The organism is Ancylobacter sp. TW_SC_1 (genome assembly GCF_056836805.1).
Genome location: NZ_CM166365.1, coordinates 824724 through 842024, shown reverse-complemented (window position 1 = coordinate 842024; position 17301 = coordinate 824724). Strand labels below are relative to the sequence as shown.

Below are 17301 nucleotides of genomic sequence, written 5' to 3'. Positions count from 1 at the left end.
CCGGGATCGGCGATAAGCCGGAGCCTGCTGCAAACGGCTTTGCCTGGATCGCAAAGATGAGACCCCATTTCGCCGAGTTCCTCGCCACCTTCGTCGATGTCGTCCGGGCGGGGAGCTTTTCCGGGGCCGCTCGCCGGCGCGCGGTGACGCCTTCGGCGATCGTCCGCCAGATCGATGCGCTGGAGCAGGATCTGGGCGTCGCCTTGCTCATCCGTTCGACGCGGGCGCTCACGCTCACCGATGCCGGCCAGCGCCTGCATGAGCGGGCCCTGCGGCATCTCTACGAACTGGCCGACACGCACGCCGAGGTTGCCGCCTTCGAGGGCTCCGTCTCCGGCACGCTTCGGATCGCCTGCTTCCCGACCTTCGGTAAGCGCTATGTCCTGCCGGTCGTCGCGGCGTTGCAGGCCGAGCATCCGGCTCTGCATGTCGAGCTCGACCTGACGGAGCGGCTGGCCGATCCGGTGGCCGAGCGGCTTGATGTCGTCATCCGCATGGGCGCGCTTGCCGACAGTACGCTGATCGCGACAAGACTGGCGCCGCTCACGCGGCTGCTGGTCGCGAGCCCGGCCTATCTGGCGCGGGCGGGCACGCCCAGCAGCGCGGCGGATCTGTCATCGCATCGGCTGCTCGACAAGCTCCATGGCGCCGATCTCCTTGGTTGGCGCGACGTGCTCGGTTGCCCGGCGGGCCACGCCGGGAATGGCACGGTGGCGTTTCGCTCGGATGATTTCGAGGCCCTGCGGGCAGCCGCCGAGGCAGGCCTGGGCGTGGCATTCCTGTCGAGCTGGGTCGCCGGCCCGGATGTCAGGGCGGGAAGGCTGATCCGGTTGCGGCTCGGCGACGAGGCTTGGAACGCGGCGCCCGGCGGCATCTTCCTTCTGCGCGCCCTCGCCCAACCGAGCGCGAAGGTGCGCGCCTTCACCGAGGCATTGCGTGCGTCTATCGGAAGTCCGCCGAGTTGGGAGCCGTGATCGAATAACACTTGAATGGGCGTGGCGCGCCAGCAGCAGACATTGCCCGGTGCGCGTCTGAACGCCCGGTATGGGGCCGTATGCGGAATGGCGGCTTTTGGCGTCAGGCCAGTCAAAAGCGGCCGTCGTGGTTAACCGACGTGGCGTCCTGAAGTGACCCATGTCGGGCTCCGGGAATTTCCGCTTTCGGGGCCGTTTAGAGCTGCCTATTGTGGAAGTTTCGAAGTTCTGCCTTACAGGAAGTCGTTCGAAGAAAGTACTTAAGAAATAATTGGAATCGGTGGCCCAACTCCGACGAGTCCAGAATCGTATCAGAAACTCAATAAATTACGGTGGCCTGCTGCCGGTTTCGTGGACGCCGAGATAAGGCCGCTTCGGGCGGCAGCGCGCAGGCGGCCAACACCCCGCGCCCGCGCGCCCTAAGGCATGCCGGCCGATCCGCTCAGAAAAGAGAGAGCGCTTCAGCGCCGGAAGTCAGCCGTCCCGGTTCGGCGTGCCGAGCACATGCGTATCGGGCGGCAGCATCACCTGGTCGAAGGTCTGGGTGAACATGGCCGCCGCGAAGAAGGCCACCGCATGCAGCGTCTCGCTGCCCGTATTGACGATGTCGTGCCGCACGTTCGGCGGCAAGGCGAAGACGCTGCCCGCGCCGATGGTGCGGCTGCCGTCCTCCATCAGGAGTTCGCCGGTCCCGGCGAGGATGTACTGGGTCTCTTCCGTGGCATCGGTGTGCCAGCCCAGGCGCCCGCCGGACGGAATCTCATAGACGATGGTGGAGGACTGGCTCGCGCCATGCCCGCCGCAGGTAGCGAAGGCTCCGAGCCAGTTGACGGACGGGTCCGTCGCGCCGTGCACATGGATCCGCGCGAGCATGTCGGCGGCAACAATGGGTACCATGACATTCCTCCGATACTGATGCTCCAATCGCCACGGAGCGCTGCTAGCCACCTGATACGCCGCGCGCCACGTCCCGACGCACCGACACTAGAGGCGCCACCGGACGGGCGTTACGGAACTTTTCGCCTGTATTGGCAAAGGGAAGCGAAAGGCGGCGCTTTAGGTTACCCTATACCGTCAAATGGCTCCAACGGTCGCGATTGGGGCCGCTGCGGTGTCTTCGCCAGGGGCCATGCGTGCTTTCGCCATGCGATAAATGAGATCATGGCCAGCCATGGTGTCGGCCAGGAACCGGTCAAAGCCGGCGCGACACTTGGGCGTGACGTCGACGCTGTTGCCCGACAGCCGCACGAAGCCGAGCTCCGCCGCCGCCTGCAGCAACTTGCGCACATGGGTGCGGGACACGCCGAAGCTGTCGCCGATCTTGAGAAAGGAGACCTGCGGCGCCGCCTGATCGTCCTGATGGGCGCACACATGCTTGAGCTTGGTCAGGATCATGTGGCCGGCCTGCCGGGGCAGGAAGAAGGCGATCACCGGATTGGCCAGGATGAATTGCTGCGCATGGGCCAGGAACGCGGCGCATATATCGCGCGCCACGCGATGAAAGGCCGGGTCGTGGTTGACCGGTTCGGGATATCCAGGGTCCGGAAAGAGGACGTGCAGCGGGTGATAATAGACCCGGAGCGCGCGGCGATCATGGATTAGCATCTTGTCCGTGGGCGCCAGCAATGTGACGCGGCGATCGTCCGGCGCCCGGTAGACCGAGATGTATCCCGTATCCGCAAGACGGCGGACGATATCGTGGGTGCGGCGCCCGCTCGCGATGCCATGTGCCTCCATCTGCCCTTTGAGCAGTTGCATGGTCGGCCATGTAGCGCGGTCGTGGGGTCGATGTCCGGCGTCCATGATGATGACGCTCATGAAGATCGTCGCTGTGCCGCCATCGATCAGCAGCCGGTTCTCGGCCGGCTGGTTCTCGTGCAGTTCGAGCATTTCGCGGACATAAATCTCCCGCGCCAGCCCGAAGCGCGGTTGCGCCAGGATGTCGTTCGCCGACAGCGGAGGCTGGAGCTCCATCATAAGGATCTCATTCGACGCAGCGCCTTCCCAATTGTCGGCACAGTCTTACTCAAACGGGACCGAATTGGCAGGTGCCATGCACAGAGCCGGTTGGGAGCGGCCAGCGCTTGGGGAGAAGAGCCTGGTGACGCTCCACTGCGCGGAGCAGCAGAGGTTCCAGCGGAGAGCTTGTTCCAGCGCGGCTTGGGCGGCCATGCTGTCCGCCCCCTCTGCCAAAGCCTCGTCGTCGAGGACGACGGCACCGGCGTGCATGCCGCGATCGACTACATCGCCGGCCTCTCGCGCTTCGACGCAGGCGCCTCGGGCGCCGCGAGCCTGCGCGAGAAACTTGCCGCCGGCTTCAAGGTGATGAAGCAGCATGACGACATGCTGACCCTGCGCCTGATCGAAGGGCTGAAGCCCTTCAACCGCGTGCGCGTGCTCGGCATCACCGATCCGGCGGCGTTCGGCCGGCGCGTGTCGACGGTGAGCGTCTATGTCGAGGAGGCGTCCTCGGCAGAGATCGCCAAATCCTGGAGCTCCGAGGGCATCCAGGTCTGGAGCGGCCACAATTACGGGCTGGAGCCCAACCGTCATCTCGGCATTCTCGAAAAGGGCAGCGGCATCCGCATCGGGCCGGTGCACTACAACACGCCCGAGGAGATCGACCGCGTCGTCCGCGCCATGGATTCCGCGCTGAGCCGGCGTTGACCCAGCCGAGGCTCGCACGAGGCGCTCGTCCGCGCCCGGCGCGACTATCTGCGCGGCCGGCCTGCGATCCGCGCGCCGCGGCGGGCGTCATCATCATGGAGTGTCTCGGCTACCCGCTGTTCTCCGGCTCCAACACCATGGCTCCGGCGATAGCGCTGGTCGAGGAGGGGCGTATCCTGTTCGGCGACGGAAGGCTGCGCGAACAGCTTGCATATCTCTCGGACCGCGACACGGCGTTCCGCTACAAGATCGATATGAGCCCGATGCCGTGGCCGAACTCTCATGCCGGGCTGCGGCCTTATCGAGTCACCGCAGACGACGCCACGCTCGCGGCGTGGACGGCCGACCGGGTCGGCCTCGGCGCAGGATGACCCGACGTTGATCCCCACCGTGCGCCAGAACGTCTTCCAGAGCGCCTTCGATGCGCTGAACGCGCAGTTCGCCGGCTCGATGCTGCCGGCGCGGCAGGGCTGAAGCGGCGTTCGCAGGCATTCCCGACCTGCTGTCCGGGCGATGGATGCCGGCGCGGACCTTTGGGCGCCGCGCCGGCCTGCCATGGGTGTCCGGCTCAGCCGACCGGATAGGGCCGGTGCAGCTTGACGTCCGGGTTGAGCCGCACGCCGAAGCCCGGCTTGTCGAGCGCGCTCGCCTTCATCCGCCCATTCACCGGCACCGGCTCGTCGAGCAGCAGCGGCGTGAACATCGGCACCACCTGGTCCGGCACCGGGTGCATCATCAGGAACTCGGCGAAGGGCGAGTTATGCCGGGTGATGACGAAATGGTAGCTGTAGACCGACGAGCCGTGCGGCACGACCAGCGTGGAATGCGCGTCGGCCAGCGCCGAGATCTTGATCAGCTCGGTGACGCCGCCGCACCAGCCGACATCCGGCTGGATGATGTCGCAGCAGCCCATTTCCAGCAGCAGGCGGAAGCCCCAGCGCGTCGCCTCGTGCTCGCCGGTGGTCACCAGCATGCCCTTCGGCACGTTCTTGCGCAGCTCCGCATAGCCCCAGTAGTCGTCGGGCGAGAGGCATTCCTCGATCCATTTCAGCCCGTATTCCTGCGCCTTGTGGGCGAGGCGGGTGGCATAGTTGAGGTCGAGGCTCATCCAGCAGTCGAACATCAGCCAGAAATCGTCGCCGCAGCGCGCGCGCATGGTGGCGAGTTCCTCGATATTCGCCTTCAGGCCCTCCTCGCCCTCGGCCGGCACATGGTGCAGGGGCATCTTGCCGCCGATGAAGCCGAGCTCTTTGGCGATGTCGGGCCGCGCGCCGGTGGCGTAGAACTGCAATTCGTCGCGCACCGGGCCGCCGAGCAGCGCGTGCACCGGCTCCTTGCGCACCTTGGCGAGCAGGTCCCACAGCGCCAGGTCGACGCCGGAAATCGTGTTCACCACCACGCCCTTGCGGCCATAATACTGGGTGGCGAAATACATCTGGTCCCAGATCTTCTCGATCTCGGTGACCTTGCGCCCGATCAGGAAGCGGGAAAGATGCTTCTCGACGATATAGGCGCCGATCTCGCCGGCCGTCGTCACCGCGAAGCCGACCGTGCCGTCATCCGCCTCGATCTCCACCACCAGCGTGCCGAGCACGTTGATGCCAAAGCTCTGCCGGCTCCGGCGGTATTCCGGATATTTGCTCATCGGCGTGCCGATGTGGTCGTCGATCCAGTGTCCCGCCCCCTGGTCGTGATAGTCCGCCCCGCCGCCACGCACGGTGAAGGCACGCACGGCTTTGATGGTCGGCATGGTCATGGTGGTCGAAGCTCCCGGAAGATGAAGGGCCCGCGGCGGAAAACAGCCCGCCGCGGGCGTGTCGTCAGCGGCTCGCGGCCGGCGCGGGCACCCGCGTCTCGCGGCCGACGCCGATGGCGGCGAGGGCGAAGACGAGGATGGCGCCGATCAGCGTCGTGCCGGCGAGCAAATAGAGGCCCGCCGAGGTCGATTCGAAGGTGGCTTCCGCCCAGTTCTTCACGTTCGGCGCCACGAAGCCGCCGAGCGAGCCGAGCGAGTTGATCAGCGCGATGCCGCCCGCCGCCGCCACGCCGCCGAGATAGCCGGTCGGCAGCGTCCAGAAGATCGGCTGCACCGAGATGAAGCCGGCCGCGGCGAAGCACAGCGCGATCATCGACAGCAGCGGCGAGCCCGAGGCCACCGAGGCGGCGATGCCGGCCGCGCAGACCACGAGGATGCCGCCGGCAAACAGGCGCCGCTCCCCCGTCTGGTCCGACCAGCGCGGCAGGAAATAGGTGGCGAGCATGGCGCAGACCCACGGAATGGCGGTGACGATGCCGACCGTCAGCCCGACCTTGGTGCCGAGCAGGCCGGCGACCTGGGTCGGCAGGTAGAACACCACGCCGTACACGCTCATCTGGATGATGAAGTAGATCAGCGCGAAATAGAGCACGCGCCCGCTCTTCAGCGCCGCGAGCGCGCCGCGCGGACCGTGCGACTGCTTGGCGGTGTCCTCGGCGCTCAGCGCCGCGTGCAGCACCGACTTCTCCGCCGCCGTCAGCCATTTGGCGTCGGACGGCTTGTTGTCGAGGTAGAAATACGCCCAGACGCCGACGATGGAGGCGAGCAGGCCCTCGACCAGGAACATCCACTGCCAGCCATGCAGGCCGCCGACGCCCTGAAACTCCAGCAGCAGGCCCGACAGCGGCGAGCCGAAGATGAAGGCCAGCGGCGCGCCGAAATAGAACAGGCCCATGGCCCGGCCGCGCGCGAAGGAGGGGAACCAGTAGGTCAGATACAGGATCACGCCGGGGAAGAAGCCGGCCTCGGCGACGCCGAGCAGCACGCGCAGCGTGTAGAAGGTGGTCTCGTTGTGGGCGAACATCATCGCCGCCGAGATCAGGCCCCACGTCACCATGATGCGCGCCATCCAGATCCTGGCGCCGACACGATGCATGATCAGGTTGGAGGGCACTTCGAACAGCGCATAGCCCAGGAAGAAGATGCTGGCGCCGAAGGCGAAGGCCGCGTTGGAAATGCCGGTATCGGCCTGGAAGGCCGCCTTGGCGAAGCCGACATTGGCCCGGTCGAGGAAGGCCAGGACGTACATCAGCAGCAGGAACGGCAGCAGCCGCTTGGTGACCTTGCTGATGGTCGGTAGAAGTAACGGTGTCTGCGCAGCCATGCGGGCGCCCTCCTTGCTAGATGGACATACGCCGCCCTTGCGCCCGGAGCTTTCCGGCCGCTGCGATCTTCATTGTTGTTGGAGGGACCGCCTTTTGCCGGCGGCACCTCGTCAGTAGACGGCTCTTCCACCGGAGATGTCGAAGACGGCTCCGGTGGAGAAGGCGCAGTCCTCGGAGGCGAGCCAGGCGATCAGCGCGGCGGCTTCCTCGACGGCGAGGAAGCGGTTCATCGGGATCTTCGACAGCATGAAGTCGATGTGTTCCTGGCGCATCTGGTTGAAGATCTCGGTCTTGGCCGCCGCCGGGGTGATGGCGTTGACCAGCACGTTGGAGGTCGCCAGTTCCTTGGCCAGCGACTTGGTCAGCCCGATCAGCCCCGCCTTCGAGGCCGAATAATGCGAGGCGTTGGGGTTGCCCTCCTTGCCGGCGATCGAGGCGACGTTGACGATACGGCCCCAGCCATTCTTCAACAGCTCCGGCACCACCGCCTTGCAGGTGAGGAACGGCCCGACCAGGTTGACGTCGACCACGCGGCGCCAGGTGTCGGTGTCGAGCTCCCACAGCTTGCCGTTGCCGCCGGTGATGCCGGCATTGTTGACGAGGATGTCGATCTTGCCATGGGCGGCGACGACGGCGGCGGTCGCCGCCCGCACCGAGGCCTCGTCGGTCAGTTCGACCACATGGGTCGAGACCTCGCCGGCGGTTCCCAGCTGGCCCGCCGCCTCGTCGAGGCGGGCGGCGTCGATGTCCCACAGCGCCACCGCGGCGCCGGATTTGAGGAAGCGCGCGGCGGTGGCGTAGCCGATGCCGCGGGCGCCGCCGGTGATGATGGCGACGCGTCCGTTGAGGTCGAGAACGTTCATGAGCTGTCTTCCCCTCAGGCCGCCGGGACGGTCGTCTGCTGCTGTTCGCCCAGGCCCGCGATCGACAGCCGCATGGTCTGGCCGGCCGTGAGATAGACCGGCGGCTTCTGCCCCAGGCCGACGCCCGGCGGGGTGCCGGTGGAGATGACGTCGCCCGGCTGCAGGCTCATGAACTGGCTGATGTAGGAGACGATGGTCGGCACGTCGAAGATCATCGTGCGGGTCGAGCCGTTCTGGTAGCGCCTGCCGTCGACCTCCAGCCACATGTCGAGCACCTGCGGGTCGGGGATCTCGTCGGTGGTCACCAGCCAGGGGCCGATCGGGCCGAAGGTGTCGCAGCCCTTGCCCTTGTCCCACTGCCCGCCGCGCTCGAGCTGGAAGGCCCGCTCGGAGACGTCGTTGATGACGCAATAGCCGGCGACGTGGTCATAGGCGTCTTCCACCGAGACATATTTAGCCGGCTTGCCGATGACGATGCCGAGCTCGACCTCCCAGTCGGTCTTGGTGGAGCCGCGGGGGATCTCGACATTGTCATAGGGGCCGACGATGCAGTTCGGCGGCTTCATGAACAGCACCGGCTCGTCGGGAATGGCCATGCCGGCTTCCGCCGCGTGGTCGGTGTAGTTGAGGCCGACGCAGATGAACTTGCCGACCTTGCCGACGCAGGCGCCGATGCGCGGGGCGCCCGCCACCGCCGGCAGCGCGGCGGGATCGGCGGCACGGATGCGCGCCAGGCTCTCCGGCAGCAGCGCGTCGCCGGCGATGTCGGACACCAGCGCGGACAGGTCGCGCAGAACGCCCCCGTCATCAAGCAGCCCGGGCTTCTCGCGACCGGCGGAACCATAGCGGACGAGCTTCATCGAACGTACCTCCTGAAACTGTTTTCACGGCAGCCTTCTGGCGGGCGGCTCTAGACCGAACTTCCACTAGCGGCAGGCCCGATAACTGAATAATGAAAATTCTGACTTGGATAATTCCTTCTGGTTATCGCTTTCCCGTTCCTCCATCGGCAACCCGTCCCATGGCCCCTCCCCTTGCCGCCCATCTGATCGCCAGGCTGCGCCTGCGGCACCTGCGCCTCGTCGATGCGCTGGCGCGCAACGGCAATCTGCACCGCGTCGCGGTGGAGATGCACGTCACGCAGCCGGCGGCGACCAAGATGCTGCAGGACGCCGAGCACATCCTCGGCGCCGCGCTGTTCGAGCGGCGCCCGCGCGGCATGGCGCTGACCGAGATCGGCAGCTTCGTCGCCGATTATGCCGCGCGCCTCTTGCGCGAGACCGACAGCTTCGCCGAGGGGCTGGACAATCTGAAGGCCGGCGGCTTCGGCGCGCTGGCCATCGGCGCCATCATGGCGACGACGCCGGGCCTCTTGCCGCGCGCCATCGCCGAATTGAAGCAGCGCCGTCCGCTGATGACCATCCGCCTGCTCGCCGCCACCAGCGACATCCTGCTCGGCGCGCTCAGCCGCAACGAGATCGCCCTCGCCATCGGCCGCTTCACCGAGCCGGAGGATGCGCTCGCCTTCGACATCGAGCCGCTGGCGCGCGAGGAATTATGGATCTTCGCCGCCAACGACCATCCGCTGGCAGGGCGCGCGGCGATTGAGCTTGTCGAAATGGCACGGCTGCCCTGGGTGCTTCAGCCCAAGAGCAGCCCGATGCGCCAGCTGATCGACCGCACCTTCGCCGAGCAGGGCATCGCCTCGCTCGACAATTGCGTCGAGACCACCTCGATCTTCGCCACGCTGCACCTGGTGCGCGAGGCCGGCATGGTGGCGTGCCTGCCGAAATCCATCCTGGTGGAGGGGGTGGCAAGCGGCACCTTCACCCGCCTGCCGGTGGACATGCCGAACCAGCTCGGCATGCTCGGCATCATCACCCGCAAGGGCGAGACGCCCTCCGCCAATGCCGCCGACTTCATCGACGTGCTGCGTTCCATGGGGCGATCGACCGCCGGCGCGGGCGGATAGCCGGGTGCGTCGAGGACGATGAAGTCCATGTGCGAGACATCGTCGGCCATGCGGACCTGCCGGCCGATCAATGCGCAGGGGCGGAATTTCAACGAGAAACACAGAGGCTGATTGACACTCCGGATGAAGCGCCGCCATGATCTTTCGGCGAGAAAGCTCTGGGCGCCTCGGGTGGAATGCCAGGTCGATGTCGGAAAATGATATCCCCTTCTCTCAGAAGCTGCGCTCCTGGCGCCGACTGAGCGGAATGAAGCAGCTTGCCCTGGCCGATATGCTCGGCGTCTCCCAGGCCGCCGTGTCCTACTGGGAGACCGGGCGCGACAGGCCATCTCCCGACCTCATGAAGCGGATCAGCGACATGATCTCCAGGACCGGCCTCGACGAGGTCGTGCTGGAGCGCGTGTTCACCCAACGCCAGCCCGGAATCATGGCGCTCTATGATTTCGAGGGCATACGCTTCATGGCGGCGTCGCGGGGCTATCAGGCCCTGTGGCCGGGCATGTCGCTTCTGCAGGGCCAGTCCATGGCGGGCCATCTCGTCAACGAGTCCGGATCGCTGCTGTCCAACGAGGCTCTCAAGCGGGACATCGCGTCCGGCAAGCTGGCGCTTATCAGCGGCGTGAGCGACCGCCACACCGACATCGTCGTCGATACCGCTGTCCGTCACGAGTGGAACATCTGCTTCCGCCGCTTCGGACACATGACGCTCATGTCCATCTCCTATGAGCCCTGCGGCGAGACGGTCCCGGTGGGCATCACCGAGGTCAGGAATTTCGACGACCTGAAATAGCCCGCCCGGAAGGATCTCCTCTCCGTGCGCTCCCCTCCCCGCGGCTTCTTCCTGCTCCCGGTCCCGCATGCCTCCGGCCGCCGCCGCCTTCTTGCGGTCCAGCCCCTCCAACGAGGTCAGGACGGATTCAATACTACACCAAACCGCAGATCCTCGATGTTATCGAATATAACTTCCTGTCATCGCGCGTGGTAATTTATATCGACGTTCGCACCTGCCAACATGTACATCCCATAACCCTGCGCATGCAGGCCAAGAGCGATGACTCTTCGACAATGAGCACGATTCAGTCCGTGGAAAACCAGCCGCCGGTCGCAGGCACGCGGCTTTTCCGGAGCGCGGCCGTGCAGCCGGGCCTGTCGTCGCGCAGGCGCACCTTCGACCGGGTGATCGCATGACGGGGCGTCCGAGACCGTCGGATCCCACCCGCCGCCGTCCCGGAGACGTCGCGAGGAGCCTCCTCGACGGCAGCCGGCGGGCTCTCGTCGGCGTCGGGGTGTTCAGCGGCGTCACCAACCTCCTGATGCTCACCGGCCCGCTCTTCATGCTCCAGGTCTATGACCGGGTGCTGGTCAGCCGGTCGCTGCCGACGCTGTGGGTGCTCGGTCTCATCGCGACGGCGCTCTACATCGCCTTCGCCATGATCGACTATGCCCGCAGCCGGGTTCTCGCGCGCCTCGGCGACCGGCTGGAGGCGCAGTTCGCCGGCCCGGCCTTCCGCAGCGAGATCGCCGACGCGTTCAGCGGACAGGCGGCCGACGGGCGCTCGACCGCCGATCTGGCCACGGTCCGCCGCTTTCTCGGCGGCCCGGCGCCGCTGGCGCTGTTCGACCTGCCATGGGTGCCGCTCTATCTGGTGGTGCTGGGGCTTCTCCACTGGTCCCTCGGGCTCATCGGCCTCCTCGGCGTCGCGGTGGTGGTGTCGCTGGCCGTCCTGAACGATCGCCTGACGCGCGTGCCCATGGCCCGGGCAGGAGGCGAGGCGGCCCAGGCCGGCCTGATGCTGGAAGCCGCCCGCCGCTCGGCCGAGGCGGTGACGGCTCTGGGCATGCGGCCCGACGTGGCCGGCCTGTGGAGCCGGGCCCTGGCCGGCGCGCGGGCCACCGAGCGCGACGGCGGCGATGCCGCCGCCCGCATTGCCGCGATCTCCCGCGGCTTCCGCCTCTTCCTGCAGTCGGCGGCACTGGCCATCGGCGCCGTCCTCGTCATCGAGCAGGCGGCGACCGGCGGCATCATGATCGCCTCCTCGATCATGCTGGGCCGGGCGCTCGCGCCGATCGATCAGATCGTGGCCCAGTGGAAGGCCATGGCCGGCGCCCGGGCCGCCCTTGCCCGGCTGGAGAACCGGCTTGCCCAGGAAGCCGGCGCCGGGCCGAAAATGGATCTGCCGACGCCCACCGGCCGCCTCTGCGTCGCCGGCGTGGTGGCCGCCCCCCCGGGCATCCGCCGCCCGGTGCTGGAGGGCATCGGCTTCCAGCTCGAACCCGGCGAGGGTCTTGGCATCCTCGGGCCGAGCGCCTCCGGCAAGTCCACCCTCGCCCGCATCATCGTCGGCCTGTGGCGCCCCATGAGCGGCAGCGTGCGGCTGGACGGCGCCACACTGGAGCAGTGGAACGCCGACAGGCTCGGCCGGCATCTCGGCTATCTGCCGCAGGATGTGGAGCTGATCGGCGGCACCGTGCGCGACGCCATCAGCCGGCACCGGCCCGGCGCGAAGGACGAGGATATCATCCGTGCCGCCCAGGCTGCGGCGGCCCACGCCATGATCCTGAAGCTGCCCGACGGCTACATGACCCGCCTCGGGCCGGGCGGGGCGGCGCTTTCCGGCGGCCAGCGCCAGCGCATCGCCCTGGCCCGGGCGCTCTTTGGCGACCCCTGCCTGATCGTGCTCGACGAACCCAATGCCAGCCTCGACCAGGAGGGCGACGCGGCGCTGACGGCCGCGCTGCTGGCCGCCCGAAGGCGCGGGGCGGCCGTGATCGTCATCACCCACCGGGCCAGCGGCCTTGCCGCCTGCGACCGGGCCCTGGTGCTGAAGGACGGGCGCATCGCCGCGCTCGGTCCCAAGGAGGTGGTCCTGCGCGACCTGATGAAGCCGGCCGCCGCCGCCCCGGCAAGACCACATCTCGCGAAGGAGCGCACACAGTGAGCACCACGCCCACGGGCATCCATCCGGACGACGCGTCCGCAGGGACCTCCCCGGCGACGTCCACGAGGCCGGCGCGCAAACGAAAGCGTGCTCTCCTGCGCCCGCGGCGAGGCGTCACCGCCCGCCCCCGCGCGACCCACGACCCCGCCGATCCCGCCCGCCATCTGCGCTTCGGAGCGGCGGTGTGCGCCGGCGTCACCCTCAGCTTCGGCGTCTGGTCGGCCTTCGCCCCGCTGCAGAGCGCGGTGGTGTCCTCCGGCATCGTGGTCACGGAAGGAAAGACCCGTGCCGTCCAGCATCTGGATGGCGGCATCATCGGCGCGCTTGCGGTGCGCGACGGCGCCGAGGTGAAGGCCGGCGACCTGCTGATCCACCTCGATGCCACCCGTCACGCCGCCGAGCGGGCGATCATCGAGAACCGGCTCTACGAGGCCCTCGCCCGGCAGGCCCGCCTCAAGGCCGAGCGCGACGACGCCCCGGCGATGACGCGCCCGGCGATGCTGGATGTCATGGTCGCGGCGGACCGGACGTGGGCCAACCTCGTGCCGGCCGATCCCGCATCGGCCCTCGTCCTCGCCGGCGCCGGTGTCGGTGTCGGTGTCGGTGTCGGTGTCGGCGCCAGCGTGCCGCCGGATGCGATCGCCCCGCCGGAAACCGGCGCGGAGATCGCCGACCGGGTGTTTTCCGGCCAGGAGCGGCTCTTTCAGGCCCGGCGCGACACGCTGAAGGCCCAGGTCGCGCGCCTTGAGGCCGGCATTGCCCAGAGCCGGGAGCAGATAGGCGGCCTCGAGGCGCAGCGGGAAGCGGTCCTGCGGCAGCACGATCTCATCGGCAAGGAGTTGGAGGCGGCCCGCACACTCAGCAGGAAGGGCCTGATGCCGACGACCCGGCTTCTGGCGCTGGAGCGCCAGCAGGCCGAGCTGGAAGGCGCCATCGCCGGGCGCATTGCCGACAAGGCCGCCATCGAGCAGGGGATCGGCCAGCTGCAGCTGCAGATCCTGGAGCTTGAGCGCGACACTCGGGAAAAGGTCCTGACCGAACTGCGCGAGGCGGACGCGAATGTGCAGGAGCTGACGGAACAGCGCATCGAGGCCATCGACAAGCTGAACCGCACGGATATCCGCGCCCCGGTGAGCGGACGGGTGAACGGCCTCGCCTTCCACACCCTCGGCGGCGTCGTGAAGCCGGGCGACGTGGTGATGGAGATCGTGCCGGACAACGAGACCCTGATCGTGGAGGCGCGGGCGGACCCCGCCTCGGTGGATCGGATCCGCGCCGGCCAGCCGGCCCGCATCCGCCTCGTCGCCTTCGACCAGCATTCCACACCGGAGCTCGCCGGCACGCTTCTTGTCGTCTCGCCCGACCGCCTCGTCGATCCCCAGACCGGTGCCCCCTATTACGCGCTGAAGGTCGAAATAGATGCCGACGAGCTGGCCCTGCTGGGCCCGGACAAGCCCCTGGTGCCCGGCATGCCGGCGGATGTGTTCGTCGTGACCGGCATGCGCACGCCCCTCAGCTACCTGACGAAGCCGCTGACGGACCAGATGGCCCGGGCGTTCCGGGAGGATTGAAGCGTGCGGCGGGCCTGCCGCACGCCCACCATGGGCGATGCCCCGCCGCGCCGACAGATCACATGAACAGAAAGACGGGATGCTTCAGTATCTGCCGCTCTTGCGACCGTCATCATTCCGAAGACGAACACTTATAAAATATAACATCCGCTGAAATGGTCCGAGCGGGGTATTTTTGACAGAATAGACCGACGCGCGAGCGAAATCCAACAGGGGCATATGGAGCCTGGAAGCCGATGACACGCGGATTCTACGGCGGAGTAGCCTCGCGGCTGACGGCATATGAACAAGGGGCAATCATGTCTTCTGCATCCGGTACAACAACGACGATCACATGGCTGTGGGGCACCGAGACGGTGCTTGCATTCGATCCGGCCACGGACGTGCTCGACTTCGGCTGGTTCTCCTCCGACAACTTCACCATCTCGGAAGAAGACGGCTCGGTCGTCATCTCCATCCCGTCCAACAACCAGACCTACAGGCTGGAGGGCGTGCGGCTCTCCGATCTGACGCTGGCGAACGTCACCGCCCGGGATGCCTCGACCCTCGTGGTCTGGCAGGCGGCGATCGAGGCCGCCGGCAGCGAGGCCGCCGACAGCTCCGACAGCGACAGCTCCGGCAGCGACGACGGTACGGACGACAGTACCGACGAGGGCACCGATGACAGCGGCTCGTCCGGCGCCACCGACGGCGATACGGACAGCGCCAGCGAGACCGTCGCCTATGCCGCCACCTGGTCCGCCGGCAATGTCTACACCGCCGGCGATCTCGTCAGCATCGGCAATTCCGTGTACCAGGCCGGGTGGTGGACGCAGGGTGACGATCCCTCCGGCAGCAATTCGGTGTGGACGTTCGTCGGCTACATGGACACCACCCCGGTGGTGCCCGATGCACCCGAGGATCTCTATGCCGCCAGCACCTCCGCCTCCACCACCGTCCTGGTGTGGGATGCCGCAGAGGTGAACGGGGTCGGCACCGTCAGCGCCTACGAGATCTATCAGGACGGCGTCCTGATCGGCACCACCACCTCCACTTATTACAAGGTGACGGAGCTGGATGCCTCCACGACCTATTCCTTCACCATCGTCGCGGTCGACGAGGCGGGGGCGTCCGAGGCCTCCGACGTGCTGAGCGTGAGCACGGCGGCGGAAGGCACCGGCACCGGCGACAAGACCTTCTCGCCCTATATCGACATGTCGCTGTCCAGCAGCCAGGATCTGGTCGAGATCGTCTCGGCCGCCGGTCTTGGCGCCATCACCCTGGCCTTCGTCCTGTCCTCCGGCACCGATACGCTCGGCTGGGGCGGCATCGGGACGATTGCCGGGGACACCCAGCCCAACGGCACCACGATACTGTCGCAGATCGAGCAGCTCCAGGCCATGGGCGTGGAGGTGACCATCTCGCTCGGCGGCGCCAACGGCCAGGAAGGGGCGCTCACCTTCAGCAGCGCCGAGGCCCTCGCCGCCGCCTACCAGGAGATCATCGACCGCTATCACGTCGACAAGCTCGACTTCGATATCGAGGGGTCGGCGATCGCCAATGACGCCGCCAACGCGCTGCGCAACGAGGCCCTCGTGCAGCTGCAGGCGGCGAACCCCGAGCTGGAGGTGTCGTTCACCCTGCCGGTGCTCACCACCGGCCTGACCCAGGACGGCATCGACCTGCTGACCGCGGCCATGGAAGCGGGGGTGGCGATCTCCACCGTCAACATCATGGCCATGGACTATGGCGACTATTACGACACCGGCGACATGGGCGCCGACGCCATTTCCGCCACGCTGGCGACCATCGCCCAGCTGCAGGCCATCGGCCTCGACAGCCAGATCGTCATCACCGTGATGGTCGGCATCAACGATGTCACCACCGAGGTGTTCACGCTGGAGGATGCCCAGCAGCTCGTCGATTTCGCGGAATCGAACGCCAGCGTGGCCGGCCTCTCCATATGGTCCCTCAGCCGCGACAACGGCTCTGCCACGGGCTACGTCTCGCCGACCGGCAGCGGCGTTGATCAGGACACCTATGCCTTCACGGAAGTCTTCAAGACGGTAAGCGACGGCAACACCGGCACGACCGACGACGACACCACCGACACCGACGACACCGATACGGATGACGACGTGCCGGGCGACGATACCGGCAACACCGACACCGACGACGACACCACCGATACGGACGACACCGACGACCCGGAGGCCGGCGACACCGATACGGACGACGACACCGATACCGACGACACCGATACCGACGACACCGGCGGCGACGACATCGGCACCGGCACCACCACGACCGTCACCTGGGCGTGGGGCAGCCACAGCGTCGTGTCCTTCGATCCGGCCACCGACGTGCTCGACTTCGGCTGGTTCTCCTCCGACAACTTCACCATCTCGGAAGAAGACGGCTCGGTCGTCATCTCCATCCCCTCCAACGACCAGACCTATACGCTGGACGGGGTGAGCCTCGACGATCTGTCGATGGACAACATCACGGCAAAGGACTCCAGCGCGCTTTCCGCCTGGCAGGACGCGCTGGATGCCGCGGCCGACGACAGCTCCGACACGGATCCGACGGACGGGGACAACACCGACACGGGCGACACCGATGCGGACGACACCGGTGGGGACGACACCGGTGGGGACGAGGACGACACCGGGAACACCGATAGCGGCGAAACCGGCACCACCACGACCGTCACCTGGGCATGGGGCAGCCACAGCGTCGTGTCCTTCGATTCGGCCACCGACACCCTCGATTTCGGCTGGATGTCGGCGGACAGCTTCTCGGTTTCGGAAGTGGGAGGCGCGGTCGTCATCGACATCGCCGGCAACGACCAGACCTACACGCTGGACGGCGTGACGCTTGCCGACATGTCCATCGACGACATCGCGGCCAAGGATGCGACGGCGCTCGCGGAATGGCAGGCGCTTCTCGATGCGGCCGACGAGGCCGCGGCCGAGACGGTGTCCGTCGCCAATGCGCTGCATGCCTCGGACGGCCTCGCCTGAAACCGCGGGCAGCATCCGGAGCCGTTGCTCGGGTGGCCTCGAGCGACGCCTGATCCGGGCGTCGAGCCCGGCAGATCGGCATCAGGCGTCGCAAGGGCTCCGTCCACACCAGAGGACGGAGCCGCGCCGGAGCAGGAGGAAGAGCGCCTGCTTCGGCAGCCGGCCGGGCGCG

At 67.3% G+C, this 17301-nt stretch carries 15 protein-coding genes; 9 read left to right on the top strand and 6 right to left on the bottom strand.

The features are described 5' to 3' along the window. The first annotated feature begins 56 nt into the window (after nucleotides 1-56). Nucleotides 57-974, top strand: a complete 918-nt coding sequence (locus tag AC1PZ7_RS03925) for a LysR family transcriptional regulator (RefSeq protein WP_482358206.1) — start codon at nucleotides 57-59, stop codon at nucleotides 972-974. 474 nt (nucleotides 975-1448) lie between these two features. Here the strand turns inward: AC1PZ7_RS03925 and AC1PZ7_RS03920 are convergent, their stop codons facing one another. Both AC1PZ7_RS03920 and AC1PZ7_RS03915 read right to left on the bottom strand, forming a co-directional pair. Then, nucleotides 1449-1871 (bottom strand): cupin domain-containing protein, encoded by a 423-nt coding sequence (locus AC1PZ7_RS03920; protein ID WP_018390379.1) that lies wholly within the window; start codon nucleotides 1869-1871, stop codon nucleotides 1449-1451. A gap of 177 nt (nucleotides 1872-2048) precedes the next feature. After that, complete coding sequence (locus AC1PZ7_RS03915) at nucleotides 2049-2951, bottom strand: hypothetical protein (RefSeq protein WP_482358205.1); 903 nt, start codon at nucleotides 2949-2951, stop codon at nucleotides 2049-2051. Nucleotides 2952-3119: 168 nt separating this feature from the next. On the opposite strand from AC1PZ7_RS03915, the gene AC1PZ7_RS03910 reads away from it, so the two are divergent. Together AC1PZ7_RS03910 and AC1PZ7_RS03905 are read left to right on the top strand one after the other, a co-directional pair. Then, nucleotides 3120-3641 carry an aminotransferase class V-fold PLP-dependent enzyme gene (locus tag AC1PZ7_RS03910; protein ID WP_482358204.1) on the top strand — a complete coding sequence of 174 codons (522 nt, stop codon included), beginning with the start codon at nucleotides 3120-3122 and terminating at the stop codon, nucleotides 3639-3641. Between the two features lie 95 nt (nucleotides 3642-3736). Further along, nucleotides 3737-4012 carry a hypothetical protein gene (locus AC1PZ7_RS03905; RefSeq protein ID WP_482358203.1) on the top strand — a complete coding sequence of 92 codons (276 nt, stop codon included), beginning with the start codon at nucleotides 3737-3739 and terminating at the stop codon, nucleotides 4010-4012. A gap of 197 nt (nucleotides 4013-4209) precedes the next feature. Here the strand turns inward: AC1PZ7_RS03905 and rhmD are convergent, their stop codons facing one another. The 4 genes from rhmD to AC1PZ7_RS03885 form a co-directional block, all read right to left on the bottom strand. After that, on the bottom strand, nucleotides 4210-5397 hold the full coding sequence (rhmD, locus tag AC1PZ7_RS03900; RefSeq protein WP_482358202.1) for an L-rhamnonate dehydratase: 1188 nt from the start codon (nucleotides 5395-5397) through the stop codon (nucleotides 4210-4212). Nucleotides 5398-5461: 64 nt separating this feature from the next. Next, entirely contained in the window at nucleotides 5462-6781 is a 1320-nt protein-coding gene (locus AC1PZ7_RS03895) for an MFS transporter (protein ID WP_482358201.1), read from the bottom strand. 111 nt (nucleotides 6782-6892) lie between these two features. After that, entirely contained in the window at nucleotides 6893-7645 is a 753-nt protein-coding gene (locus AC1PZ7_RS03890) for an SDR family NAD(P)-dependent oxidoreductase (protein ID WP_482357823.1), read from the bottom strand. A 14-nt stretch (nucleotides 7646-7659) separates the two neighbouring features. Then, nucleotides 7660-8505 (bottom strand): fumarylacetoacetate hydrolase family protein, encoded by an 846-nt coding sequence (locus tag AC1PZ7_RS03885; protein WP_482357822.1) that lies wholly within the window; start codon nucleotides 8503-8505, stop codon nucleotides 7660-7662. 161 nt (nucleotides 8506-8666) lie between these two features. Between AC1PZ7_RS03885 and AC1PZ7_RS03880 the strand changes: the two genes are divergently transcribed. From AC1PZ7_RS03880 to AC1PZ7_RS03855, 6 genes are all read left to right on the top strand, one after another. Next, nucleotides 8667-9617 carry a LysR family transcriptional regulator gene (locus AC1PZ7_RS03880; RefSeq protein WP_482358200.1) on the top strand — a complete coding sequence of 317 codons (951 nt, stop codon included), beginning with the start codon at nucleotides 8667-8669 and terminating at the stop codon, nucleotides 9615-9617. 187 nt (nucleotides 9618-9804) lie between these two features. Next, the gene (locus AC1PZ7_RS03875) at nucleotides 9805-10407 is read left to right on the top strand and encodes a helix-turn-helix domain-containing protein (protein WP_482358199.1); all 603 of its coding nucleotides are present in this window, start codon (nucleotides 9805-9807) and stop codon (nucleotides 10405-10407) included. Between the two features lie 275 nt (nucleotides 10408-10682). Continuing rightward, complete coding sequence (locus tag AC1PZ7_RS03870) at nucleotides 10683-10805, top strand: hypothetical protein (RefSeq protein WP_482358198.1); 123 nt, start codon at nucleotides 10683-10685, stop codon at nucleotides 10803-10805. Further along, nucleotides 10802-12556: a type I secretion system permease/ATPase gene (locus AC1PZ7_RS03865; RefSeq protein ID WP_482358197.1), complete on the top strand. Its 1755-nt coding sequence runs from the start codon at nucleotides 10802-10804 to the stop codon at nucleotides 12554-12556. Before AC1PZ7_RS03870 ends, AC1PZ7_RS03865 begins: the two co-directional genes overlap by 4 nt. Next, on the top strand, nucleotides 12553-14127 hold the full coding sequence (locus AC1PZ7_RS03860) for an HlyD family type I secretion periplasmic adaptor subunit (protein ID WP_482358196.1): 1575 nt from the start codon (nucleotides 12553-12555) through the stop codon (nucleotides 14125-14127). The genes AC1PZ7_RS03865 and AC1PZ7_RS03860 overlap by 4 nt, the downstream gene beginning before the upstream one ends. A 299-nt stretch (nucleotides 14128-14426) precedes the next feature. Then, entirely contained in the window at nucleotides 14427-17129 is a 2703-nt protein-coding gene (locus tag AC1PZ7_RS03855; protein WP_482358195.1) for a carbohydrate-binding protein, read from the top strand. Nucleotides 17130-17301 lie beyond the last annotated feature (172 nt).

Excerpts from the sequence above, each read along its gene's own strand:
- AC1PZ7_RS03925 (WP_482358206.1), top strand. The coding sequence starts at position 57 with ATGAGACCCCATTTCGCCGAGTTCCTCGCCACCTTCGTCGATGTCGTC.
- AC1PZ7_RS03920 (WP_018390379.1), bottom strand. The coding sequence starts at position 1,871 with ATGGTACCCATTGTTGCCGCCGACATGCTCGCGCGGATCCATGTGCAC.
- AC1PZ7_RS03915 (WP_482358205.1), bottom strand. The coding sequence starts at position 2,951 with ATGATGGAGCTCCAGCCTCCGCTGTCGGCGAACGACATCCTGGCGCAA.
- AC1PZ7_RS03905 (WP_482358203.1), top strand. The coding sequence starts at position 3,737 with ATGGAGTGTCTCGGCTACCCGCTGTTCTCCGGCTCCAACACCATGGCT.
- rhmD (WP_482358202.1), bottom strand. The coding sequence starts at position 5,397 with ATGACCATGCCGACCATCAAAGCCGTGCGTGCCTTCACCGTGCGTGGC.
- AC1PZ7_RS03895 (WP_482358201.1), bottom strand. The coding sequence starts at position 6,781 with ATGGCTGCGCAGACACCGTTACTTCTACCGACCATCAGCAAGGTCACC.
- AC1PZ7_RS03890 (WP_482357823.1), bottom strand. The coding sequence starts at position 7,645 with ATGAACGTTCTCGACCTCAACGGACGCGTCGCCATCATCACCGGCGGC.
- AC1PZ7_RS03885 (WP_482357822.1), bottom strand. The coding sequence starts at position 8,505 with ATGAAGCTCGTCCGCTATGGTTCCGCCGGTCGCGAGAAGCCCGGGCTG.
- AC1PZ7_RS03880 (WP_482358200.1), top strand. The coding sequence starts at position 8,667 with ATGGCCCCTCCCCTTGCCGCCCATCTGATCGCCAGGCTGCGCCTGCGG.
- AC1PZ7_RS03875 (WP_482358199.1), top strand. The coding sequence starts at position 9,805 with ATGTCGGAAAATGATATCCCCTTCTCTCAGAAGCTGCGCTCCTGGCGC.
- AC1PZ7_RS03870 (WP_482358198.1), top strand. The coding sequence starts at position 10,683 with ATGAGCACGATTCAGTCCGTGGAAAACCAGCCGCCGGTCGCAGGCACG.
- AC1PZ7_RS03865 (WP_482358197.1), top strand. The coding sequence starts at position 10,802 with ATGACGGGGCGTCCGAGACCGTCGGATCCCACCCGCCGCCGTCCCGGA.
- AC1PZ7_RS03855 (WP_482358195.1), top strand. The coding sequence starts at position 14,427 with ATGTCTTCTGCATCCGGTACAACAACGACGATCACATGGCTGTGGGGC.